This window comes from Shewanella sp. TC10, assembly GCF_009663145.1.
Classification (GTDB): Bacteria; Pseudomonadota; Gammaproteobacteria; order Enterobacterales; family Shewanellaceae; genus Shewanella.
The window spans coordinates 25637-49148 of sequence record NZ_VKHR01000018.1 but is presented as its reverse complement, the minus strand read 5'-3'; the positions used below and the strand labels follow the sequence as shown (position 1 = coordinate 49148).

Annotated in this window: 23 protein-coding genes; 3 read left to right on the top strand and 20 right to left on the bottom strand. The window is 37.4% G+C overall.

What is annotated here, in order from left to right; translation table 11 throughout:
* Positions 1-25 precede the first annotated feature (25 nt).
* The 17 genes from FNZ24_RS08500 to FNZ24_RS08420 form a co-directional block, all read right to left on the bottom strand.
* Entirely contained in the window at positions 26-1192 is a 1167-nt protein-coding gene (locus tag FNZ24_RS08500) for a nucleotide sugar dehydrogenase (protein ID WP_153914058.1), read from the bottom strand.
* Positions 1189-2160 carry a hypothetical protein gene (locus FNZ24_RS08495; RefSeq protein ID WP_153914057.1) on the bottom strand — a complete coding sequence of 324 codons (972 nt, stop codon included), beginning with the start codon at positions 2158-2160 and terminating at the stop codon, positions 1189-1191. Before FNZ24_RS08495 ends, FNZ24_RS08500 begins: the two co-directional genes overlap by 4 nt.
* On the bottom strand, positions 2157-2813 hold the full coding sequence (locus FNZ24_RS08490) for an acyltransferase (RefSeq protein WP_153914056.1): 657 nt from the start codon (positions 2811-2813) through the stop codon (positions 2157-2159). Before FNZ24_RS08490 ends, FNZ24_RS08495 begins: the two co-directional genes overlap by 4 nt.
* Before the next feature lie 38 nt (positions 2814-2851).
* Positions 2852-3916 carry a glycosyltransferase family 4 protein gene (locus FNZ24_RS08485; RefSeq protein WP_153914055.1) on the bottom strand — a complete coding sequence of 355 codons (1065 nt, stop codon included), beginning with the start codon at positions 3914-3916 and terminating at the stop codon, positions 2852-2854.
* Positions 3916-6450, bottom strand: a complete 2535-nt coding sequence (locus FNZ24_RS08480; RefSeq protein WP_228768422.1) for a glycosyltransferase family 2 protein — start codon at positions 6448-6450, stop codon at positions 3916-3918. Before FNZ24_RS08480 ends, FNZ24_RS08485 begins: the two co-directional genes overlap by 1 nt.
* 13 nt (positions 6451-6463) lie before the next feature.
* Positions 6464-7543 carry a dTDP-glucose 4,6-dehydratase gene (rfbB, locus tag FNZ24_RS08475; protein ID WP_153914054.1) on the bottom strand — a complete coding sequence of 360 codons (1080 nt, stop codon included), beginning with the start codon at positions 7541-7543 and terminating at the stop codon, positions 6464-6466.
* 40 nt (positions 7544-7583) lie between these two features.
* A complete protein-coding gene (gene rfbD, locus FNZ24_RS08470; RefSeq protein ID WP_153914053.1) occupies positions 7584-8483 on the bottom strand; it encodes a dTDP-4-dehydrorhamnose reductase in 900 nt (299 codons plus the stop codon).
* Between the two features lie 136 nt (positions 8484-8619).
* Positions 8620-9165: a dTDP-4-dehydrorhamnose 3,5-epimerase gene (rfbC, locus tag FNZ24_RS08465; protein ID WP_153914052.1), complete on the bottom strand. Its 546-nt coding sequence runs from the start codon at positions 9163-9165 to the stop codon at positions 8620-8622.
* A 37-nt stretch (positions 9166-9202) separates the two neighbouring features.
* A complete protein-coding gene (rfbA, locus tag FNZ24_RS08460; protein WP_153914051.1) occupies positions 9203-10114 on the bottom strand; it encodes a glucose-1-phosphate thymidylyltransferase RfbA in 912 nt (303 codons plus the stop codon).
* A gap of 59 nt (positions 10115-10173) precedes the next feature.
* The gene (locus tag FNZ24_RS08455) at positions 10174-11769 is read right to left on the bottom strand and encodes a lipopolysaccharide biosynthesis protein (RefSeq protein WP_153914050.1); all 1596 of its coding nucleotides are present in this window, start codon (positions 11767-11769) and stop codon (positions 10174-10176) included.
* 1 nt (position 11770) lies between these two features.
* On the bottom strand, positions 11771-12421 hold the full coding sequence (locus FNZ24_RS08450; protein ID WP_153914049.1) for an ABC transporter ATP-binding protein: 651 nt from the start codon (positions 12419-12421) through the stop codon (positions 11771-11773).
* 23 nt (positions 12422-12444) lie between these two features.
* Positions 12445-13230 (bottom strand): ABC transporter permease, encoded by a 786-nt coding sequence (locus FNZ24_RS08445; protein WP_153914048.1) that lies wholly within the window; start codon positions 13228-13230, stop codon positions 12445-12447.
* A 10-nt stretch (positions 13231-13240) separates the two neighbouring features.
* A complete protein-coding gene (locus tag FNZ24_RS08440; RefSeq protein WP_153914047.1) occupies positions 13241-14959 on the bottom strand; it encodes a polysaccharide biosynthesis/export family protein in 1719 nt (572 codons plus the stop codon).
* A gap of 52 nt (positions 14960-15011) precedes the next feature.
* The gene (locus FNZ24_RS08435) at positions 15012-15407 is read right to left on the bottom strand and encodes a hypothetical protein (protein WP_153914046.1); all 396 of its coding nucleotides are present in this window, start codon (positions 15405-15407) and stop codon (positions 15012-15014) included.
* Between the two features lie 135 nt (positions 15408-15542).
* Positions 15543-16583 (bottom strand): UDP-N-acetylglucosamine--undecaprenyl-phosphate N-acetylglucosaminephosphotransferase, encoded by a 1041-nt coding sequence (wecA, locus tag FNZ24_RS08430; protein WP_153914045.1) that lies wholly within the window; start codon positions 16581-16583, stop codon positions 15543-15545.
* A gap of 335 nt (positions 16584-16918) precedes the next feature.
* On the bottom strand, positions 16919-17416 hold the full coding sequence (gene rfaH / locus FNZ24_RS08425; RefSeq protein WP_153914044.1) for a transcription/translation regulatory transformer protein RfaH: 498 nt from the start codon (positions 17414-17416) through the stop codon (positions 16919-16921).
* A 315-nt stretch (positions 17417-17731) separates the two neighbouring features.
* Positions 17732-18292, bottom strand: coding sequence for a DUF4136 domain-containing protein (locus tag FNZ24_RS08420; protein ID WP_153914043.1), 561 nt, complete (start codon positions 18290-18292; stop codon positions 17732-17734).
* A gap of 408 nt (positions 18293-18700) precedes the next feature.
* Here FNZ24_RS08420 and yciH point away from each other — a divergent pair, with 408 nt between their 5' ends.
* The 3 genes from yciH (at position 18701) to ruvX (ending at position 20163) form a co-directional block, all read left to right on the top strand.
* Positions 18701-19030 carry a stress response translation initiation inhibitor YciH gene (yciH, locus tag FNZ24_RS08415; protein ID WP_153914042.1) on the top strand — a complete coding sequence of 110 codons (330 nt, stop codon included), beginning with the start codon at positions 18701-18703 and terminating at the stop codon, positions 19028-19030.
* A gap of 78 nt (positions 19031-19108) precedes the next feature.
* Positions 19109-19669 carry a YqgE/AlgH family protein gene (locus tag FNZ24_RS08410; RefSeq protein WP_153914041.1) on the top strand — a complete coding sequence of 187 codons (561 nt, stop codon included), beginning with the start codon at positions 19109-19111 and terminating at the stop codon, positions 19667-19669.
* 68 nt (positions 19670-19737) lie between these two features.
* Positions 19738-20163: a Holliday junction resolvase RuvX gene (ruvX, locus tag FNZ24_RS08405; RefSeq protein WP_153914040.1), complete on the top strand. Its 426-nt coding sequence runs from the start codon at positions 19738-19740 to the stop codon at positions 20161-20163.
* Positions 20164-20352: 189 nt separating this feature from the next.
* Here ruvX and hemH read toward each other — a convergent pair whose 3' ends face one another.
* The 3 genes from hemH to FNZ24_RS08390 all read right to left on the bottom strand — a co-directional run bounded on the left by hemH (position 20353) and on the right by FNZ24_RS08390 (position 23507).
* Entirely contained in the window at positions 20353-21366 is a 1014-nt protein-coding gene (hemH, locus tag FNZ24_RS08400) for a ferrochelatase (RefSeq protein WP_153914039.1), read from the bottom strand.
* 194 nt (positions 21367-21560) lie between these two features.
* A complete protein-coding gene (locus tag FNZ24_RS08395) occupies positions 21561-22106 on the bottom strand; it encodes a glutathione peroxidase (RefSeq protein ID WP_153914038.1) in 546 nt (181 codons plus the stop codon).
* Between the two features lie 288 nt (positions 22107-22394).
* Positions 22395-23507 carry a PilT/PilU family type 4a pilus ATPase gene (locus FNZ24_RS08390; protein WP_153914037.1) on the bottom strand — a complete coding sequence of 371 codons (1113 nt, stop codon included), beginning with the start codon at positions 23505-23507 and terminating at the stop codon, positions 22395-22397.
* Positions 23508-23512: the final 5 nt, after the last annotated feature.

Here is a 23512-nt window from a genome sequence, read left to right as displayed (position 1 = left end):
GCTTATTTACAGATGCTTACTTACATCAATCACTACCAAATAAATCACGTGTATATATTTTAGACTCGACATCAAGTAGCGTGTCTTCCATTCGGTTGGCTATAATGACATCTGATAATTCTTTAAAAGCATCTAAGTCTGTCATAACTTCAGAATGAAAAAACTCTTTTTCAGTTAAGACGGGCTCATATATTACTACGGTAATACCTTTTGCTTTAATACGCTTCATAATCCCTTGAATAGCAGAAGATCTGAAGTTATCCGAGCCAGATTTCATCACTAAACGATAAATGCCTACAACCTGTGGCTTACGTTTAATAATAGAATCCGCGATAAAATCTTTCCGAGTCGTGTTCGCTTCAACAATTGCGCCAATGATACTATTAGGCACGTCAGCATAGTTTGCACGCAGCTGTTTAGTGTCCTTCGGTAAACAATAACCACCATAACCAAATGATGGGTTGTTGTAATGGCTGCCTATACGTGGGTCTAAACCGACGCCTTCAATGATTTGCTTACTATTTAAACCATGGCTTTCCGCATAACTATCAAGTTCATTAAAGTAGGCAACTCGCATGGCTAAGTACGTATTTGAGAATAACTTAACAGCTTCAGCCTCGGTTGAATCTGTAAATAGCACTTCAATTTCTTGCTTAATAGCGCCTTGAACTAACAAATCAGCGAATTGTTTAGCACGAGCCGACTGTTCACCAACAATAATTCTAGACGGGTAAAGGTTATCTAATAAAGCACGGCCTTCACGTAAAAATTCCGGTGAAAAGATAATATGTTCGCAGTTGAATTTCTTACGCACACTTTCAGTAAAACCAACTGGCACCGTTGACTTTATGATCATTACCGCCTGAGGGTTAATAGCTAGAACATCTTGAATAACGGCTTCAACTGAATGAGTGTTAAAGTAGTTTGTTTCAGGATCATAATCCGTTGGTGTCGCTATAATCACATAATCAGCATTCTCATACGCTAGCTGCTTATCTAATGTTGCAGTTAAATCTAACTGTTTATTCTGTAGATAATCTTCGATTTCAGCATCAACAATAGGCGCACGGCCTTGATTTAACAAATCCACTTTTTCTTTAACAATGTCTACTGCGTAAACTTTATTGTGCTGTGACAACAGTACAGCATTAGACAGGCCTACATAGCCTGTGCCCGCAATGGCAATATTCATAGGCTTCCCTTTGAATTAGATTGTTTCATTACTTTAGTATTTGAGTAATAAACATGCATTGCTTCAGCAATAACACCTATTTGCTCAGCTGAAAATGAGTAGTTATCAGTAAATTTTTCTTCCGGTATAAAGTCCATACTGTATGTATCTGATTCCCCTTCATTTATTGAATATCTGTCTATATATTCGCAAAAACTTGTGAGTTTTTTCAAAACTATCTTTTGTAAATCAATTGGAACATTAACTTTCTCTGATTTAATCTGGGGTAATGTCTCACACAAAGCATCAGATACAAATGAACCAACCTTTCCCAACTTTACATTAACGATTCTTTGAAACTCTAATTCAGCTCTAGTCAATGAGCGGTTTACCGTTTTAATTTCAGGAGTTTTAAGTGTGGTTTGCTTTATTCCAAGCCAGATTTCAAATGATTCAATAAGCTTATTTTTCCTCTTGCTATAGTTGAATATTTTTAATTCGAAATCTTTTGATTCATTACAAAATTTGACGAAATTATAAACTTTTTTGGTATGCATATAAGTTGGTGCAAACTCTTCAATTGTTCCTGAGTATCCACCTCTCTTAATCGCTTGTTGGTAGGCTGAAGATAGATGCTCCATCGGTTCACGAATATACAGCAAACATTTAACACGACCAATGTTATATTTATTCTTGAATTCATTTAAAGTTACTAAAAAATCATCTTGGGGTATTAACCTGAATAACTGTTCACCACTTATTAAAATTGACTCGTTATCTTCTAAATCCTTGAAAGCAACTAGTTCGGAGTTACTCAATAAGCCTGCATTACCTGAAGAAATCTTACCCTCTTTAGCTAATAAAATCTTTCTGTTTACTGGGTAAAATAACTTATTTTCATGTAACTCTTTCAGGCTATTAACTAGAGCTGATTGAATATAACTTGACCCTGTTTTATCCTGCCCCACATGCAAATACAAAGTTCTCATTTATTCTTATTTCCGTCTATTTTGTTAAACTCTCTAGGCATTCTGCGATCCCATAAAATGTCATTTTTAACAACTTTAGCAGGAAAGCCAGCAATTACGCAGTTGGATTGTGTGAACGCTTTTGTTACGACAGCGCCACTCCCAATAACACAATCACTAGGTATTTCTGCCCCCTTCAAAAACCTGACATCTTCACCAATCCAGACTCTGTCACCAATATGCACGTCTTTTGGTAAATTAATAGCTCTATTTGTAGCCATATCAACGACGGAATGTCCATCAGATGTCCTCACTTTTATTCCCCATGAGAATAAGCCGCCATCACCAATAGTAAAGGTTTCATCTCCATCGTTCATCTGAACTTCAATTCCACCACAACTCAAATTCTTACCAATAGTAAACACTTGGTTATTACCTCTAATAGAGGTAAATTTAACATTGCATATATTTTTATTAGACTCTTTGACTTCAAAGCGTTTATTATTACCTTTTAAGTTTAACACTAAGCCTTTGTATAAAAGTGCTTTACCTAAGTGAATAAAATTATTATCGCCCTTAATGATTATTTTACATCCTCTAAAAATAGAGCCTTCGTCAATGTTAATAACATTATCATTGCCATTATCTTCGATATTCAAGCCTTCAATCTTCATTTGTTATCCTTATTATTAGAAGATGTAATCACCTTAGTTTATAAAACACTATTAAACAGCTGAACTTCTGAAATAGCAGCCTTTCGCACTGAAAATCTTTGAGCGCTGTCAATTGCTTTATACTGTAATTCTTGTTTTTGCTCATTACACAAAGACATGTATTCTTCAATAGTAGCAAACACTTGTGCTTCATCTCTTGGGTCTACTGCATAGCCATTTTCATTATGACGAATATACTCATCAGCACCACCTAAACTAGGTACTACCGAAACACAGCCACAGGCCATTGCTTCAAGCCCTGTACGGCCAAAGGCTTGATAGTCTGATAAATCAATAAACAAATGGCTTTTGCGCAATAAGCTCGATACCTGGCTGCGAAGCAAAACACCGTGATTATGGAAATTAAAGTCACTTGGTAAATTAGAATAAAAAATATCATCATCTGAGCAGCCAAAAATATTGATATTCACTTTATTACCATATTTTTCAGCGATGTTTTTCAGTAACCGCATGGTTCGCTGAGGAGCTCTACGTGGGGTGCTTGGGCGCACCATAGCACTAATCCAAATTTGTTGCTCAGACTTATCTAAACCAGGGTAATACACATCATGATCGATACTTGGGCATACCTTTACTACGTCTATACCATGATTAGCAGTAATGACATTTCGTATCCAGTCTGTTTTGGCAAACACGGTCATATTGGGTATTAATGTATAGCTGTCATAAGCCTGTTTCCATAATGGATCATCAGGCAAGGCAAATAATGGCTCATAATCTTGTGCATAATAAGTTACTTTAGGCTGTTTGCCTTTGACATATTTAAGCGCATTACCTACTAGTTCAACCGAAGTAAAAATGGTACAAACAACAATATCAAGGTCAGTTAGGTGCGTCGCTAATGATTTTTCGTCATAGAATTCAACCACATTTCGGCTAACATTTGGCATGTCGATGTATGTAGTAACGAAAGTAGGAAAGTTTTTAGTATTAACCGCGATCTTTACATCTAATCCCATTTTTACTAATTCATTTACTTCTTGAGCGACTGAATGTGCACCGCCCCCGCCGCCTTTTACGGGTAATACATAGACTATGTTCATTATGCTGTTTCACCTTGGAAATTTTTAAACTCTAAAACCATTTGTTCACGTAGTTCATTTAATGCTGGGTTCTCTCTAATCAATTTAGTGACAACATTCCAATCCACATCTGGATGTTTCTTCTTCAATGCTGCACTGCCTTGTTTAGCGAGAACTTTACGTTTTTCGTGGCCGAAACTTTTTGATTTAGCGTGAAAAACATACGTATCATCAGCAATCAGTAATTTATAATCTGCTTTAATTGCACGAGCACACATATCGTTCTCTTCGCCATATCCTACAGGAAAGGCAACTTCATCGAGTAAACCAATTTGATCTAACATCGACATATTAATTAATTGGCAGAAACCATTAATCACACCTACTGATGGATATTCCCTAATAGAGTGCTCACTGACTTTTTCAGCCAACTGATCAATTGTCATCCCCTTTGGAAGCGGATTTAAATGCCAATCACCAGTCTCATCATGGATCCGAGGTATTGACTGCCAGCTTGCAGCATTGCTTAACGCACCAACCATTCCAACTTTATCGTCAGATAAGGCACAATTCATTAATTTACCTAGCCAGCCTTTACTCACAATTGTATCGCTATTGAGTACGATGACCCATTCGGCATTAGAATGGTTGATACCTTTATTAACTGACTTGGTATAGCCAATATTTTGAGGATTGGTGACAAGTTCAAAATGGGAGTATTTATCATTGAATGCGGCAAGCATTTCAGCTGTCCGTGCATCTTCACCATCATTGATGACAATAACTCTATGGGTTAAATCAGTTTTTTCAATCAGTGCTGATAAACATAATAAAACATCATCACAAGCGTTATAAACTGGCACAATTATATCGATAAACGGAAAGCTACGCGTAGGTCGATGCATTTTATGTGGCGTTAAATTGGCAATGTGGCTAATAAACTCATTTGAGTTAGAAGCATATGGTATTAATTGCTCATCTGCAGTATTTTCAAATGCGACCGTATCACCATTACTCCATGCGTTTAAACCTTTAAGCACGCCTAATTGCAATGTGATACTTTCATCTTCAAAATCAAAAGTCTTTGATAGCCCTTGAGTTAACTGTTGCTCACTTAATTTATCTTTACCATCAGCTATAACAGGGCTATTGATTAATTTAGCGGAGAAAACTGAAAAATCAGCACCTGAATTTAAATCTATCGCCAAAGCTAATACTGGTTTTTCTGCTTGGTTAAATAGAATTTTTTCTAATTGTTTTGCAGCTATTTCGAAACTCAGCAGTTGACGTCCCTGCACAGTGACTTTTCGAGCAATATCAGCGACAACGACATCTTTTATGGCATTGCGTGCAATAAGATAGATTCGAGGTAAAAGTACTTTCTTATTTAGTGTCATTGCTTCAATATCAAGCTCAAAGCTATAGTCATTAACAGATAAATGTTGCTTGTTAATTGTCGTAATCACTCGACTATAGCCGACTAATTCTCCAGCTCGAATTCTAAGACCTAAATTTGATTCCAAACTAACGGCAAGTGGATCAACTTGCATCTGATCAGCAACCACAGCTACATTAAGCTTATTTTCATTGCCTTTGTTCATTTCTAAAAACCAATTATCAGCTAATTCTTGGCCTCTAGCTAAATTAGGAAATACTACACCATTAGACCATGATGTTAGCTCCCCATTATTAATTGTATTATCTACTAAATTACTTATTTCTTTTTGAGTATCAGCTTCCTTGATAGCCTGTATGGGGGTTTTCAAGAGGCTTAAGCTTTCGGATAAACAAAGCATGCTTAAATCAATAGTTCTTCGACCGTAATGCTTAGCTCTAAGAACAACCGAGATTTCGCCTTGTCTAACTTTTTGACTCAAGTCAGCGGGTAATTGAATTTTCTTAAAATCCCAACCTTGTGTCACTGCGATAGGTTCATCTAAAACACAATTGAAACTTTTATCAATAAACCGTATGTGCAAATTACACACATGAGATGCTCTAGCGACTAGCCCGAATTCAAAAGGAAATTCAGATTCTGGATCAATGTCTTCTAAATCAAGCTCAAGAGCTAATTCAAAAAGTTCTTTAGTATTATGCTTATCAGCAAAGGCCAGTCTCGTATATCCGCCATTAGTAAATTGTAAACTGGTAGGAGAGATAAACCTTTCAAAGGTCTGACCTACCCTATGATTTACAGTGTGTTTTGTATCAGTTAGATTAAATTTGTCTGCTAATTCAAAAAATGAATTTTTAATTATATTTTTTGAATTAGGTATATAAAAATTAACTTCTGAAACAATTTTTCCATTTACTCTGAGCGAAAATACATTATTTCCACACATCTCTTCTAATTGCTTTTTAACATCAATAGCAAAACCAGAATTACCTTCTGTAAGTCCAGCAGAGACAATGTCTTCTCTAAAATATTTTTGACTTACGTCGTTTAAATACTGCTCGCCACAAAATAGTTGAACGTCATCTTGCTCATTTGCTACGACCCAACCACTTAAAATACCATTTGAGAAACTCTCAATAAAACCGTTCATGTCTATCATTCCATTTCCCTAATTAAAGCAGAGGAGTCCACCAAGACTCATTGTCTAAATACCAATCCAATGTCTTAGCAAAACCTGTTTCGAACGATTCCGCTGGTACATAACCTAATTCATCATTTGTTTTAGTTGCATCAATTGCATAGCGTCTGTCATGACCGGCACGGTCTGTTACATAGGTAATCAAGGTTTCTGCTTTGCCCGCCATCGCAGCCTTAGCTAGCGGATACTTTTCAGCAAGCTCAGGGTTAGTTGCAAACTTCTCGTTGAACACTTTACAGACAAGTTTCACAATATCGATATTTGCCCACTCATTATTGCCACCAATATTATAGTTTTCACCAATACGGCCGCTTTGTAATACTAAGTCAATGCCGCGAGCGTGATCTTCAACATATAACCAATCACGAATTTGTTGACCATCACCATAAATTGGTAACGGCTTATCTTGTAAAATATTAGCGATGATCAATGGAATAAGTTTTTCTGGAAAATGGTATGGACCATAATTGTTAGAGCAGTTTGAAGTGGTAACTTCAAGCCCATATGTATGATGATATGCACGCACTAAATGGTCACTTGCCGCCTTTGATGCTGAATATGGTGAGTTAGGCGCATAAGCGGTTTCTTCAGTAAAAGCAGGATCAGTTGCACTCAATGTGCCATACACTTCATCAGTAGAAACATGATGAAAGCGATGGACTAAGGGCTCCTTCCCTTGTGCTTTAGGCTCATCTATCCACTTAAGCTTTGCCGCTTTTAGTAGGCTGTATGTGCCCAAAATATTGGTTTCGATAAAGGCATCAGGCCCTGTAATAGAGCGATCTACATGGGATTCGGCAGCGAAATGCACTATGGTATTAATCTGATGGGTATCTATTAATGATTCAATTAGGGCTGTATCACAAATATTGCCATGGACAAACGTCATATTAGTGTTATCTGCAACCATATCTAAATTGGCTTTATTACCTGCGTAGGTTAGTGCATCTAATACTATTACGTTATCTTGAGGATGCTGCGCTAACCAATAATGAACAAAGTTAGCACCGATAAAACCAGCACCACCTGTTACTAATAAATTTTTTATTGTCATAATTTTTCCGATTAACTTTTATCGCGGTAGATGATGTTGATCATACCGATTGATTTTTTAAGATTTTTATCATTGAAGCTAGCTGTGTGCGCCAATGTATGGCATCCACATTTGCTACTAATTCTGCCTGTGATTTATCAATAACACTAAATGAAGGTCGTTTAGCCGGTGTTGGATAAGCAGAAGCAGGAATTGGCTTAATGGGTATACTGTTATCGAGTAAACCATGCTCTACGGCCAACTCTTGTATAGCTACGGCAAAGTCATACCATGAGGCAACGCCTGCATCTGTCCAATTTAAAATAAGGCTTTGGTTAGCTGACACCTTAAAGCTCTCAGCATGGTTGAGCACTAATTGCCATATCATGTTTGCTAAACCAGCAGCCCAAGTTGGGCTACCCACTTGGTCATACACAATACCAAGTTGCGGTTTTTCTGCCATTAGTCGGATCATACTTTTTACAAAATTATTACCAAACTGAGAATATACCCAGGCGGTACGAATAATTATCGCTTGATTGGCTAAAATTTGATTAACAGCTTGCTCGCCAGCCAATTTTGATGCGCCGTAAACACCTAATGGGTTTGTCGCATCATCTGCAACATAAGGCGTTGTTTTAGTGCCATCAAATACAAAGTCGGTAGAAATATGCACTAACTTGGCATCAATTGCCTTACAGGCTTGAGCTAAATTAGCTGCACCAATTTCATTTACATTAAAAGCCTGTTCGCTGTCGGATTCAGCTTTATCTACTGCAGTATAAGCGGCAGCATTAATAACCACATCAGGTGAAAAAGCAATAAGTATTTCGTTTACTCGTGTAGCATCCGTTATATCAAGTGCTTTACTATCAAGACATTCTATTTCTACACTCTGTGGGCAATTCAATTGCAACTCAGAGGCTAATTGGCCACCTTTACCGGTGATAAGTATTTTCATAAGGTCATCGTTATTTTATGCATGAACAAATAGGCTAAGCTATTTCACTTGGGTATTGCAGCGCTTGGCACAAGCGTAATTAATTATGTTTTAACCATTATTTAACCTATGATTAAAACTATGTTCTAAAGTATGATTAAAACTTTGGTGCATCGGCAAAAGCAACACCGGCTTCATCTTTTCCTGATAGCAATGGCAAAACACCATCCACAAGTGGCCACTGTATGTTTACCCTAGGGTCGTCCCACTTTAGTGATACTTCAACATTAGGGTTATAAACATCGGTACATTTATAAACAAACTCAGCTTCGTTACTGGTAACATAAAAACCGTGAGCAAAGCCTTCAGGTACCCATAGTTGTCGCTTATTTTCAGCAGAAAGTAATACCCCAACCCATTGACCAAAAGTCGTGGACTGTTTACGCATATCAACGGCGACATCAAAAACTTCACCACTTGTTACACGAACAAGTTTGCCTTGAGTATTTTCAGTTTGGTAATGTAAACCACGTAAAATGCCATGAGAGGATTTACTATGGTTTTCTTGTACAAACACTCTTTCACCACAATGTTGATTAAACAATTCTGTTCTGAATGTTTCCATAAAAAAACCACGGTCATCACCAAAAACCGTTGGCTCAATAATTTTTACATCGGGTATGCTAGTTTCAATAAATTTCATTTTTTATCACTTAGTAATATTTAAAATATTGTTAACTTTAAAACACTTTACTATCAATTAAGCTTAATAAGTATTTGCCGTAACCCGCTTTAACTAAAGGTTTTGCCAATTCAGATAATTGCTTGTCATCAATATAGCCCATTCGGTAAGCTACTTCTTCTGGGCAATTAATTTTAAGCCCTTGCCTTTTCTCTATTGCTCTAATGAAGTTTGCAGCATCTAATAGGTCATCCAGGGTACCAGTATCTAGCCATGCAGTCCCACGTCCCATGATTTCAACCTTCAACTCTCCAGCTTGTAAATACTGTTCAATAACATCAGTAATTTCAAGCTCGCCACGCGCTGAAGGTTGTACATTTTTAGCATATTCGACCACACGGCTATCGAAAAAATATAAGCCTGGCACTGCGTAATTTGATTTAGGTTGCTGTGGCTTTTCTTCAATTGAAATAGCAGTACCTTGTTCATCAAACTCTACAACCCCATAAGAAGTCGGGTTAGCAACATGATAACCAAACACAGTGGCGCCATTCGAACGATTAGCAGCGCGTTGCAATGAAGCAGATAAGTCATGGCCATAAAATAAGTTATCGCCAAGTACTAGCGCAGCTGAACTGCCTTGCAAAAAGTCTTCAGCCAGCAAAAATGCTTGCGCTAAACCATCAGGAGTCGGTTGCTCAACATATTCAAATTTAATGCCCCATAAACTACCATCACCTAAAAGCTCTTTAAATCGCGGTAATTCTTGAGGTGTCGATATGATCAGAATTTCTTTAATCCCTGCAACTAATAATGTAGAGATTGGATAGAAAATCATTGGCTTGTCGTATACTGGCATTAACTGCTTGCTGACAACCTTTGTTAATGGATAAAGACGAGTGCCAGATCCACCAGCTAGAATAATGCCTTTACAAGGCGCTTGCTTATTAAGTGGTTTAATATTGTTCATGTAGGGCCTAATATTGAAAATAAGTAATTTTAAAATAAGTCATTTTGTAATGACTAAAGTTAATTTAGTTCTTTAACGGTTGCGATAATGATTTTTCCGATACCAAAAAGCATTAACTGGATGGCTATAAAAAGTGAAATATTATAAAAAGTACTCGGGTATTGGTTGTCTTCTGCCAATGTTGAGCGTTCAACAACAACTAAATACTTAAGTTGACGATAAGCTTCTACTCTGGATTTTTCCAAGGATATCTCTGAAGATGTATATGCTTGAAGCGCTAACTCAAGTTCTATTTTAAAATCAGTATATTGAGCAATCACTTCACTCACCGATTTTTTCTCTGTTAAAGGTTCTGCTAGTTGCTGATTTTGTACATTTTGGTTGCCGGAGTTGTTATTCCCTTGCAATGAGAGTCGCTGTCTTTCAACTTCAAGTTGCGTGATTAACGCATCTAGTTGCGCTTTTAATATGACAACTTGAGAGGCTTGTTCCGTCATCACTAATCGCAAGCCCTTTAGCTCTGCTCTTTTAGCTGCGATTTCACTTTCCATACTGTAGGTAATTTGTTGAAGCGCCATACCTTCAGCTTCCGGATCAAGTAAATTGTTTGTTTGCTGAAACCCTAACAAGTTTTTCTTTGCAAGCTGCAAACGCTGCTCTACTTGCTCATGCTCTTTTTGAATGAATTTAAGTTGTGCTTCAGCTAACTGGTGCCCTACTGAATTTATATACCATTCAGCTCTACTGACAATCGATAAACTGAGCTCCTTGGCAAATTCTGGTGTGAATGCTTCAACATAAACCTGAATGACCCCAGATTTTTCGTCGATTTCAACGCGAGTATGATTTAAATAGAAATCGAACAGTTTTTCTTTGGTATGATCTGAACTCAGTCTTGAAAATATATCAGCACCAGTTTCACTGTAATGTTCAGCCAAATTATTGGTTGTTTGCAGATAAGCTAACATATCTTCTGAGTAGACATAGGCTTTGACTAACTCTGAATCTGCACCTGCATTACCGCTCACGCCCAAGCCCGTCAGCAAAGCCATAGAGGCGTCCATCGTCGCCATGCCATCGGGTTGTTGTACAATTAATTGCGCTCTACTTTCATATCGAGGGCTCGCCCAAACCAGTTGATAAAAACTAAACAACAAAAATGGAACAAGTAATAATATGACCCAAGGTTTTGCAATTAACTGACCCAATCGACTTTGAGTGAAGGATTGATAATAATCTTGAATTGCTTGAAAGATGTTTTGACTCTTAGATAAGTGATTTTCTGATTTATCAGAGTGACCTGAATTAGCTGACTTCTCAGAATTAGCTAAATTAGACAGTTCATGTATCTGTAAATGATTATCTTTATCTAGAGTTTGGGCAGTTTCTGTACTTTTTACTACCATTCCATCTAACTTCTCTTTTTGAGCGTTGATTTCATTTGAAATATCTTTAATAGCATTCAACACCACTGGGTTTGCGGGTTGTAGGTTTTTAGCTCTTTGTAATATTCTACGAGATAGCAAAATATCTGTTGTTTTAATTTCTTTCGCTAACGAAATTAATTCTCGACAATTATTCCAAACTTTAGGCTTAGCAGACTGGCTTAATTGTTTAAATCTTTCTTCGACGTTATTTACTGATTTTAGTGTCATATTATAATGCCTGGTAAATCTCGATACCTTGTTCTAAATCGTTATAAAAAGTTAATTCACCTTTATGTAAAACTATCGCACTATCACAAAAATGCCTCAGTTCATCCATTTCATGACTGACCATAATGACATTTGCTTTCTTGCTTTTTTCTGTTAGTGCGATTTTAGTTTTCTTTCTAAACTTAGCATCGCCAACGGAAGTAACTTCATCAATTAAGTACACATCAAAATCAATGCCGATTGAACAAGCAAATGCCAACCGCGGTTTCATGCCACTAGAATAGGTTTTAACAGGTAAGTTAAATTTCGCCCCTAATTCGGCAAATGCTCTGACTTTGTCTACATAACTATCTAGATCTTGTACTCCATTTATCATGCCAATAAATCTCGCATTTTCAGCACCAGACATTTGCGGGTGTATTCCTGTCGCTAACGCTACAGGCCAAGATAAGTTTAAATCGGTTATGATGCGCCCTTTATTGGGATACTCACTGCCAGCCAGCATTCGAAATAATGTTGATTTACCCGCACCATTGCTGCCTAAAATGGCAATATTGTGGCCCTCAGGAATATCAAAATTAACACCTTTAAATATGTATTGGTTACCAAGCTTTGAAGGGTAATACTTCGTAATATTCTGCAATCGAATCATGTTCAACCTAATTGATACTGCTGTTAGCGGCTAATTGCTTGCTTCCAAATTAAAAAGTAACAACTTAATGAAAAAAACACACTGATTAGCGAGAATAGAAATAAATATAATTGGCTAACACCAACAATTCCATAAGTCTCATAAGTTGCGTACCGTGACAGCTCAATTGCATGTAAAATAGGGTTCCAATCAAAGTACTTCCAAGTTTCTTGTGGTATGTCTTGTAATGAAAAGAACACCGCTGAAATAAAAATCAAAGGCCTTGTTAAAATTGATTGAACCTTAGTGATCTCTGGCACATAACATGCAGCTAAACTAAACAAACACCCAATAGCAATAGCTATTAACCAGAGTTGTATTACACAACCAATTAATGAAAGAGGATTATCGATCCTTATTTCTAAGCCAATAAAATACATCACAATTCCAATACATAGAATCACAAACACTTTGACTAATAACTGAAATAATGCACTAGCAATCATGCTACTGATGGGTTGTACTTGTCGAAAAGCAAATAATGCTTTATTTTTTTTTATAGAAGAAGCGGTTCCATTCAACACTTCTATAAAAAACATCACCAACATAAAACCAATCGCCATAAAGGTAAAAGTTGGGATTGTATGAGTCTCTCCTCCATCCAATCGCCCGCGGATAAATGATAAAAGGAAAATAAAAGTTACAGGGTTAATCACAGCCCAGGCTATACCAAATTTATCATTAAAGCCTGTTCGAATTTCCCTGACAAATAATGCAAATATAACATCTTTCCATATTTGCCAGTTATTTCGTTTAATTATCGTCGCCATAATATAATGCTTAATTTATCGCATTTGCTGCAACAGCGATTTGGTAAATAATTTGAGTGACATCTTTAACCGCTTGCATAATTTTTGCGTCGACTTTTGGCAACACTAAGACTTGATCGCCAGCTTGCAATGGGCCTGTCGCATTTAATTTAATCATCCCATTTGGGTGAATGACCATTATCTGATCATAATTAGCTCTTTCACTATAACCACCAGACCAAGCAATATAGTCTTCTACTGTTGCATTTGGATTATATACGATGGCTTGAGGCATAATAACTTCACCACCAACATGGATTAAATCACTTTTAGCTGGGATGTGAACAATATCACCTTGCTCTAGCTGTATATTTGCTACTTTGCCATTATCAGAAACGATGACCTTTCCTAGAGGAATAACTTGTCTAGCTCGTGCGGTAAACTCAAGGATCATTTTACCTTCTTCTGCACGAATTCTAGCCTCACCATCTGATGATGCTGGCGCTGTGAATACACTTCGCTCTAAACGTTCAAGTGATTGGTCAATCATTTCTTTTTGTTTTTTTGCGACACTTTTACGAAGCACATATATAGATTGATAGTCTGCTAAATTAGCATCGACTTCTACATTGGCTAATAAATCATGTAGACGAGTTTCTTTTTTAACAGCAAAGTAAGACGGACCTAGGTAACTGCCTGCAACTTGTATATCAAACACTTGAGCTCGAATATCATCATTAAAAAATAAGCGATCGCCATCTGCTAATTCAAATTCATTAAATTCATTTACCGGCAGATATACAGAAAAAGGACCGGTATCACGATCGCCTACGACACCAACATGACTCACTTTTGAGTATGGACGTGCAAATTTTGATAATTGTTGGCCATTTGTTTCATCATCTGTTAGTTCAAACCGGAACGGATTACGCACGCTTCCTGTTACAACAATTGTCGCTTTTTGACGCTCAACAAAAATGACATCACCATCTTGAAAGTTAAGTTTAGGTAATTGCCCTTCTAACATAAAATCATAAAGGTCAATTTCTTGCTTAACTTGGTTATTGCGGAGAATCTTAATTGAGCGATAACTGCCTCGTTCAGAGTCAATCCCACCTGCTCTTTTTAGATAATATAAAATGCTGTCAGATGGCACACCTGCATATTGGCCAGGCCTTATAACGCTACCGCTAATATAAACGCTGACTGGCGTTGCTGTTTGTAGGTTTACGTAAATACTCACACTAGATTTATAAACCTGTTGAATTTTTTTAGTCACGACACCATTTATCTGACTTGCCATGACTCCAGCAACATTTATAGGGCCTACATTGGTAATAAATAAATTACCTTGATTATCAACCGTAAGCACTTCAGACTGATTTACTGCTCCCCATAACCAAATAGCCACTTTATCCCCAGGAGCAATAAGATAGTCATCATTCAATCCGTCAAGACGTTCACTCTCATAACCGCCAGCAAATAGGTTTGCACCATAAGGTGGTGGTAGCCCGGCTTCAGAAGTTGGTAATAATTCAGCAGCACTAGCCTCACCTGGCAGTAAAGTGTCTGTTCTAGCTTGCTTTGAGTAGGTCCCAGATTCAAGTGAAGCATTCGGCATAGCCGAACTGCTTACACCCATAGACTGTAAATCAGTTAAGTTTTGTGGTGTCGTGGCAGAATTTGCCTGAAGAGGTAATAATAAAAATAATAACCCACTAACGAGTGATTTTGCATAACAATTGTTCATCATTTTCTCAGTAAATCAGTTTTGAATATCGTTTAAAGTTGCCAGCTGTTGGTTATAAGGCATCAAAATGATAATTATCACCTTGATTATCAACAACCTGCGGCATTAACCACCACGAAAGATCATTTTTTTTCAAACAAGCTATACGCTTCTGTTTAGGCGTAATGACATCTGAAGATATACTACTGATATATAGTTGACGGCATTTTTGCCCTAATGCTGAAAAATAAGCATATCCAAATTCAACTTCAAACTGTTGATGTCTTACAATAGTTCCATTGGATTTTGAGGATAAATCAGCCCATAAGGATTTGGGAATACTCGAAGTATTGATTGAGGAAGCTACAGAGTCAATTAATGGCGTTGAAGCTTTTACTTGCGGAGGAGATGAACTGCAACCAGTTAAGATGATACTGGTAAAGAGTATGAAACAACTAAATTTTTTCATTTTACTTCCATTGTCTACAATTTAAATCAAATTAATCAAAAGTTTACATGCCAATTAAAATGGGAGACCGCAAAAATAGGCAGAAATGACATATATCGTTCGATAATCTGAAATAAAAAAGTGTTGCTTAAATACTTAACTTTTTTTTAATTTTTTAAGTAATTTCCAGATATTTTGTAAAGACCAGTTATACCAATAAAAAACAAATAAAAATGCACTAAACATAATCCATTCAGGGACCTGAGCGACCTCAGACCAACAGCCAATTAATGCAAATATCACACTGATTAAAGTAATTATGAATAAGGTTTGTTTTCTATTAAAACCTGCTCTTTCAAAAATATGATGTAAATGTTCCCGATCAGCCTGAAATGGAGACTGCCCTTTCTTTATACGTCTATTCATTATCGCAGCCATATCCATCAAGGGGATAGCTATCAAATAGAGTGCTGTAACAGGCCTAAAAGCAGGATCACTTGCCTCTGTTCCAATGACCATTAACCAAACCAATGTTAGACCAATAAACATATTTCCAGCATCGCCCATAAAAACTTTTGATAATGAACGATGCCAGCCTAAATTGAACATTAGGTATGCAAATAACGCTGCGACAAAGAGTAAAGGCAGTAATACCCATTCGTTACCAGAACGATCGAATAAAAAAGCAAGGCTTACAAATGTCACAAGGCTTATGGAGCCTGCAAGCCCATCAATACCATCCATCATATTAATGGCATTGATACCACCGATAATGGCAACAACAGTAAAGAATGTCCCAAGAATTCCGAGGGATAATTCTAGAGGACCTAAAATATATCCTACAGAAGTGAAATGCTGTTCTGTTCCGAAGATCATGAGTGAAGCAACGATTATCTGCGCAACAAATCGAACTTTTACGCTAAGGTTGTACCTATCATCCAAAGCGCCTAAAAAGAGTACTAACGCAGCTGCAACAAGATATAAATTTAGCTCTTGGCTTTGTTCTATGAAAACTACCGACGCCGTTAAAATAGAAATATAAATTCCAATTCCACCGACTAGGGGAATTGCACCGATGTGTTGTTTTCGGCAATCAGGAATATCTACTAAACCTGCCTTCACAGCAATAGGTTTCGTCAACCTTATGGTTACGAAAGAAATAAGAAAACTACTTAAAAGTGGCAGTAAATAATCCATTATTTTATACCATTAGTTATTATTAACAAAAAATCACCACGCTACCGCCCATAGATTACGGCTTCCATAGTGCCCGCCGACACGTCGGCTCGTATATTCCTAGTAAAAAACTATCTAAAAATGACTATTTAGTATTAATCATTTTTAGTTAGTAAACTCACTTTGCTGCTACATACTATAACTTATTTAATTATGCTTTTTCTTTGCGAAAGTTTAAAACTTAAGCTATACCTTCAAGTTGATCAGTCTTATGCTAACTTATGGCTAAAACAATCGCTAAAACAATGGCTACAGTCGGGTAGATATCTCACAAACATAATGGATAACTTCTCCTATTAAGTTCTAATTTTTACAACGCTAGTGCTATCCACACACAACCGTTTTTGCTGTCCCATGATGTTAAACAACACAAAACAGCGTTTTTCAGCATTTTTTTCTTCGAAAATAGCTTCTAAATCAATGAATGGTCCTTCAGTGAATTTCACTTTATCACCAGGCTGAAAACCAACATCGATTACAGGTTTGTGTATAGAGACTCTTCTTTTGATCTCTTCAATAATTCTATCATCAATGGGCGTCATTGCTTCCTTACAACCAATAATACGGGATACACCGCGAGTTGAATGAATACGACTAACGCTCATTTCAGTAGGATCAAAATTTATGAATAAGTAACATGGAAAAAGGGGGACTTCGACAAGCTTTGTCTTTCCTTGATTAGTTCTTTCTTCTTGAACAATAGGCAAATAACTTTCGACTTGCTGCATGGCTAAATTTTGCTGAGCTCGTAACTCTTCACGAGGTTTACAATATAACAAATACCATGACTTCATCTTTATCTACTCTTTTATCATCCAGTGGTGATTTCCTTTATCACCAAGTCAATGATTTTAGCAAAGCTAAAAGTGTAAAGAAATGGCTTTTAGAGTTTATGCTTGTTAATTGCCGAGATTTGATACACAAAGTATTCTACATGCTCTTTTAGGTATAATAATTGACTTAAAACTCACAAAGCAGAAAAAATAATTTTCACAAAAAAGCCAACTCATTTTGAGTTGGCCATTTACTTAAACAATTATAATACTTCAATCAAGTCTGCTGTAATCCTAATAACAAAGATTTTCAGCCACAAGATGTTACAAAGAAGCTTACTTCGCTTCAGGCTTTGGTGGGAAGTTCATCATCACTTCACCAATGGCATGATTGACTATCTCGACACGTTCTTCTGGTGTATTTTGGTCACGAATAGTATCTGCAACACTACCGCGCCATACAAGGTTCCCTGATTCTTTATCTACTAGATCAATAATCAAAGTACCTACTTCATATTCACGCACAGTAGTTTGCGAATTGATACCTGCGCCACCCCAGCCACGACGGCCATAGTATGGGTAGTAGCCATAACTGGTATTAAAAGTGTCTACGTTGATTTTTTTATCAACTTTGGTCAAGTAATTTACTAAAAGATCAGCTTGTGCTTCATCAACTTTTGACAAGCCTTTTTGAGTCAGTTGGTTATTTACCGCATCTCTGACACGTTGATCCATCAAACCATCAAGGTGATAAGTTGAGTCTTCATTTTTCTTTTCTACCCATGCAAAACTCTTGTATTGGTCGAATGAGACTGCAGGGTCATAATCTGAGTTCGTTTTTAATGTACTACACGCACTTAATGCTAAAACAGCGGCGGCAACGAAAAGCTTTTTCATATTGTCTCCAAACGATAACGAGCTAAGGGCTTGTTTCATTTACGATGTAAGATGGTTTTATGATCAATATTTAGCTTACCTACGTAAAGCCTATTCATCAACCGATAATATAAACAAAATGTTTCGGTAAGCCATTCAAGCATCGTTTTGCGAGATGATTGACTATTGGTTCTAAGTATTAACTAATGGGGCTAAAGATTAGCTAAAGGTTAATTAACTATAGCTGTACCTATTCTGAACAACTCAGTAAATATGTTAATTGAGTTCATTTGCTCCCAAGTGCTGACTTAATCTCAGACTAAACTTCAGACTAAACTTCAGACAGTATCTTGCTTATAATATTTCACACTTTAGCCCTATGATTTAGTTTGCTAAAATGAATTATCACTTAAATAAATCCTGTTAGTTATGAGAATCGATCCCAATATTTCATTAGTGTATAGCACTGATGGCGGCAAAATAGATCAACCTAAGCAAGAGACAGCAATTCCTGAAGGTGATGGCATTGTCAGGATCCATAAAGACAGTAAAGGCCGCAAAGGCAAAGGCGTCAGTGTCATTAAAGGCTTAGGTCTCGCGCCTAAAGAGCTGAAAGCACTTGCTCAGAAGTTAAAAAAACAATGCGGTTGTGGCGGCACAGTCAAAGATTTTGACATCGAAGTTCAAACTGATGACCGTGAAAAAATCAAAGCATTGTTAGAAAAACAACAATATACCGTTAAGCTAGCAGGCGGTTAGTTTCAGTTATAAAAATAAACTCAGTTAGTTCATCGGACGTATCAGCATCCAAGTTACGTATTAGCACAAGGATTTATTATGGATAGCTTACAAGGTCACTTATTAATTGCGATGCCCTCACTCGAAGACACTTTCTTTGAACGGTCTGTTATCTATATTTGTGAACATAACGATAAAGGTGCAATGGGCGTGATGATTAATCGCGCGACCAATATTGTTATCGATGAATTGCTCGACCAAATCGGATTATCTAACGAGTCGGAATTAAGCTTAGATCTTGAAGGGCCAGTTTTACTAGGAGGCCCAGTGGATACTGACAGAGGTTTTGTACTTCATACTCCTCAACAGCAATGGGTGAATAGTGAATCTATCAGTGATTTTTGTATGCTGACCACTTCTCGCGATGTACTAAACTCCCTTGGGACTAAAGAATCCCCTGAGCAGTTTGTCGTCGCACTTGGTTACTCTGGTTGGAGTAAAGATCAGCTTGAGCAAGAATTAGCTGACAATACTTGGTTAACGATACCTGCTACATCCGAATTATTGTTTGGACAAGACATCGAACAATTATGGACTGAAGCCACTAAAAAATTAGGTTTTGATATTTGGCAAATATCATCTCAAGTGGGCCACTCTTAACCTTAAGCAGTTCATAAGCTGATTAAAGCAATAATGCCGATAATGTTGGCAATTTAAGGTAAAAATTCATGCAATCAAAAACCGTTCTTGGGTTTGATTTTGGAACAAAAAGTATTGGCGTTGCTGTGGGGCAAGAAATAACAGCAAGCGCTGCACCTGTATGTGCAATTAAGGCCAATGATGGCATTCCTAATTGGGATGAAGTTGAAGCTGTTATAAAAGAATGGCAACCAGACCTTGTTGTAGTCGGCCTACCACTGAATATGGACGGTACTGAGCAAGAAATGACTCAGCGTGCGAGAAAGTTCGCCAATCGCTTAAGTGGTCGCTTTGGAGTTAAAGTCGCTACACAGGATGAAAGGCTCACCACTACTGATGCTAAAGCGCGACTTTTTGAACTGGGTGGTTACAAAAAGCTCACTAAAGGCCAAGTTGATGCAGTGTCGGCTGTATTAATAATCGAAAGTTATTTTGAAAATCAATTCGCTGATTAAATCAAATTAGCTAGAAATTTCAATACAAAAAAGGAGCCATTTGGCTCCTTTTTTAATTTAAGATATTATGCTTATATACAAGAGTTTTAATACAAACCTTTAGATACAAGCTTTAGATACAAGCTTTAGATACAAACGTTTAGGCACAAGCCTTTTGATACAAAACCTAAGATGTTTGACTTCAGCTACTTAAAGGTAAGGCTTAACCAAATTCGCCATCATATTAATGTGGGCATCATTGTCATTTAAACATTCAATATAACGGAATTTTTTACCGCCAGCTTGTTCAAACACTTCTCGGTTTTCACCTTTAATTTCTTCAAGTGTTTCTAGACAATCTGCACTAAACGCTGGGCAAACAACGGCGATATCGTTAATACCTTCACCAGGTAATGCTTCCATGGTCGCATCGGTATACGGTTGCAACCATTTAGCCTTACCAAAACGTGACTGGAACGTCATCACATATTCTTTATCATCTAAACCTAATTTCTCTACGACTAATCGAGTGGTTTTAACACAGAAACAGTAATATGGATCGCCTAAATGAAGGTTACGCTCTGGCATACCGTGATAAGACAGTACTAGCTTTTCTGGTTTTCCATTCGCATCAAAGTCAGCTTGAATAGATTCAGCTAATGCGTCAATGAAGGTTGGATCGTCATGATAGGTATTAATGAAATGAAGTGCTGGGATATAACGCCACTTACAAAGCTCTTTAGCAATAGCATCAAATGCCGATGCCGTTGTCGGCGCAGCATATTGAGGATAAAGAGGTAAAACAACGACTCTATCAATGCCGTCTTTATGCATAGCTTGCAACACCGAAGGTGTTGAAGGGTTGCCATAACGCATGGCTAAATGGACAGAAGCATCAACATCATTATCTGCAAATAACTTTGCTAGTTTGCTCTGTTGGCGCAAACTGATGTCCATTAAAGGCGAACCTTCATCTGTCCACACTTCTTTGTATAACGCAGCAGACTTAGCAGGACGAACACGTAGAATAATACCGTGTAAAATACACATCCATACAAGTTTTGGGATTTCTACTACACGAGGGTCTGCTAAAAATTCAGCTAAATAACGTCTTACTGCTGATGGGGTTGGCTCATCCGGTGTACCTAAATTCATTAATAGCACGCCAGTTTTACCGCGTGACTTGTGGCCGTCTTCTTTACTCAAACCAGAAAATTTATACAAAACTGTCTCCGAAAAAGTTTCATCAAGAGAGAATAAAACCTCACCTGAATATTAAAGTCTGTCACATGCTAATAACTATATATTTTGCTTATTACAAATATCTAGACCTAGACTCTGACACTGACAAAGTGACTAAGCGACTAAGCGACTAAGTGACTAGATTGTAAACAATTAGTTTTATTAACGATGCTGAATTATAAAACAGACTCTATCGCTTTTTTAAGCTCTTCGCTATCCGGTTTTACTCGAGAGTTGAATTGCTGCACACTTTCGCCATCTGCACTGACTAAGTATTTGTAAAAATTCCATTTCGGTGCTGCTGTTTTGTCACCTAAATAAGCAAAAACAGAATTAACATCATTGCCTCTGACAGCTGATGTTGAAACCATTGTGAAGGTCACGCCATAGTTAACAAAACAAACATCTGCAGTTTTAGCTTCATCATCTTCTTCTTGGAAGAAGTCATCAGATGGAAAACCAATAACAACTAGGTCATCTTGATACTCTTTATGCAGTGCTTCTAAGGCTTCAAATTGAGGTGTAAAACCACAATTACTGGCAGTGTTAACAATCAAAACGGGTTTGCCGTTGGTTACTTCACATAAATCAACCACTTCATCTGAATGAAGTTTTCTTGCTTCTACGTTGAGGTAGTCTGGGCAGCTATTAGCAGTAGCAGTTGATGGTAATAAAGCGCTGCTGAGGGTAAGTATTCCAGCGGTGAGTAAAAGCTTGTTCATAATGATTCCTTTCGATTGATATCATATTAAATAATAATCGAGTTGATTTGGTTTTGTCACACTCCCCAAACAAGCTGTAATTGCTTGCCTAATGAGTAATGTGGTTAATTTTACTGATACAGTTAATGTGATTGATTATACGTGCTTCTATTTAAAGCAGATCATCAAATATGTAAATAAACGACTCATTTCCATTTATTACATACATATATTAAAAACATATAAAAACCAAAGTGATGTCACTTCGGTTTTATTGTTTTACTGCTCGCTAAAATAACAACAAGGTCATCAGCCTAAATCTAACGTCACACCATCCATTAAGCCAGAACCACTTGTTTCATTGTTCTGCAATTTAATCATTAGACGTAAATCATTTGGAGAGTCAGCATGATGCAGTGCATCTGCGTAGCTAATCTCTTTCTCGATATATAAATCTAATAACGCTTGGTCAAAGGTCTGCATGCCTTGTTCTCGGGATTTACTCATGGTTTCTTTAAGTAAATGCAGTTCGTTTTTAGCAATCAAACTGGCGACACGAGGTGTATTGATTAGTACCTCGATTGCAGCGCGTCGCCCAGAACCATCCGATTTAGGCACTAATTGCTGAGCCACAATCCCGCGTAAATTAAGCGATAAATCAAACAATAATTGATTATGTTTATTTTCTGGCACCAAATGCATAATACGGTCTAACGCTTGGTTAGCGTTGTTAGCATGGAGCGTTGCCATACATAAATGACCTGTTTCAGCGAAAGATAGTGCGAACTCCATGGTTTCTTGAGTACGGATTTCACCAATCAAAATAACGTCTGGAGCCTGTCGCAGCGAGCTTTTAAGTGCAGCATCAAACGAGTCTGTATCAATACCGACTTCACGTTGGGTAATAATACTTTTACGGTGATCATGTACAAATTCCACAGGATCTTCAATGGTCAAAATATGCCCACGAGCATGGGCATTGCGATAACCCACTAAAGAAGCCAACGAGGTCGATTTACCGGTACCAGTACCGCCAACCATGATGATCAAACCACGTTTACTCATCACCAAATCTTTAAGAATTGGGGGCAGTTTTAAATCTTCGACTTCTGGAATTTTGGTTTCAATACGACGCATCACGCAACCTGGTGATTCACGCTGCCAAAAAGCACTAACACGAAAACGGCCTAAGTCCTTTGCAGCAAATGCAAAGTTACATTCACGGGTCTCATGAAACTCCTGCTTTTGTATATCCGTCATTAACGATTCAACAAATTCCAATGACTGCTCTGGATTAAAACTTGTTTCCGAAAGCGGTCTTAGCTCACCATCGATTTTTGCACTTGGCGGAAAGCCGGCCGTGACAAATAAATCCGATGCTTTACGGTCAACCATGACCTTTAAAAAAGGACGTACATCCATTTATT

What these genes read in the sequence shown, in the direction of transcription:
- FNZ24_RS08495 (WP_153914057.1), bottom strand. Translation starts at nt 2,160, where the DNA reads ATGAGAACTTTGTATTTGCATGTGGGGCAGGATAAAACAGGGTCAAGT.
- rfbD (WP_153914053.1), bottom strand. Translation starts at nt 8,483, where the DNA reads ATGAAAATACTTATCACCGGTAAAGGTGGCCAATTAGCCTCTGAGTTG.
- FNZ24_RS08450 (WP_153914049.1), bottom strand. Translation starts at nt 12,421, where the DNA reads ATGATTCGATTGCAGAATATTACGAAGTATTACCCTTCAAAGCTTGGT.
- FNZ24_RS08435 (WP_153914046.1), bottom strand. Translation starts at nt 15,407, where the DNA reads ATGAAAAAATTTAGTTGTTTCATACTCTTTACCAGTATCATCTTAACT.
- rfaH (WP_153914044.1), bottom strand. Translation starts at nt 17,416, where the DNA reads ATGAAGTCATGGTATTTGTTATATTGTAAACCTCGTGAAGAGTTACGA.
- FNZ24_RS08445 (WP_153914048.1), bottom strand. Translation starts at nt 13,230, where the DNA reads ATGGCGACGATAATTAAACGAAATAACTGGCAAATATGGAAAGATGTT.
- FNZ24_RS08410 (WP_153914041.1), top strand. Translation starts at nt 19,109, where the DNA reads ATGGATAGCTTACAAGGTCACTTATTAATTGCGATGCCCTCACTCGAA.
- FNZ24_RS08420 (WP_153914043.1), bottom strand. Translation starts at nt 18,292, where the DNA reads ATGAAAAAGCTTTTCGTTGCCGCCGCTGTTTTAGCATTAAGTGCGTGT.
- rfbA (WP_153914051.1), bottom strand. Translation starts at nt 10,114, where the DNA reads ATGAACAATATTAAACCACTTAATAAGCAAGCGCCTTGTAAAGGCATT.
- FNZ24_RS08390 (WP_153914037.1), bottom strand. Translation starts at nt 23,507, where the DNA reads ATGGATGTACGTCCTTTTTTAAAGGTCATGGTTGACCGTAAAGCATCG.
- rfbB (WP_153914054.1), bottom strand. Translation starts at nt 7,543, where the DNA reads ATGACAATAAAAAATTTATTAGTAACAGGTGGTGCTGGTTTTATCGGT.
- FNZ24_RS08490 (WP_153914056.1), bottom strand. Translation starts at nt 2,813, where the DNA reads ATGAAGATTGAAGGCTTGAATATCGAAGATAATGGCAATGATAATGTT.
- wecA (WP_153914045.1), bottom strand. Translation starts at nt 16,583, where the DNA reads ATGGATTATTTACTGCCACTTTTAAGTAGTTTTCTTATTTCTTTCGTA.
- FNZ24_RS08485 (WP_153914055.1), bottom strand. Translation starts at nt 3,916, where the DNA reads ATGAACATAGTCTATGTATTACCCGTAAAAGGCGGCGGGGGCGGTGCA.
- ruvX (WP_153914040.1), top strand. Translation starts at nt 19,738, where the DNA reads ATGCAATCAAAAACCGTTCTTGGGTTTGATTTTGGAACAAAAAGTATT.
- FNZ24_RS08500 (WP_153914058.1), bottom strand. Translation starts at nt 1,192, where the DNA reads ATGAATATTGCCATTGCGGGCACAGGCTATGTAGGCCTGTCTAATGCT.
- yciH (WP_153914042.1), top strand. Translation starts at nt 18,701, where the DNA reads ATGAGAATCGATCCCAATATTTCATTAGTGTATAGCACTGATGGCGGC.
- FNZ24_RS08395 (WP_153914038.1), bottom strand. Translation starts at nt 22,106, where the DNA reads ATGAACAAGCTTTTACTCACCGCTGGAATACTTACCCTCAGCAGCGCT.
- FNZ24_RS08440 (WP_153914047.1), bottom strand. Translation starts at nt 14,959, where the DNA reads ATGAACAATTGTTATGCAAAATCACTCGTTAGTGGGTTATTATTTTTA.
- FNZ24_RS08480 (WP_228768422.1), bottom strand. Translation starts at nt 6,450, where the DNA reads ATGATAGACATGAACGGTTTTATTGAGAGTTTCTCAAATGGTATTTTA.
- rfbC (WP_153914052.1), bottom strand. Translation starts at nt 9,165, where the DNA reads ATGAAATTTATTGAAACTAGCATACCCGATGTAAAAATTATTGAGCCA.
- FNZ24_RS08455 (WP_153914050.1), bottom strand. Translation starts at nt 11,769, where the DNA reads ATGACACTAAAATCAGTAAATAACGTCGAAGAAAGATTTAAACAATTA.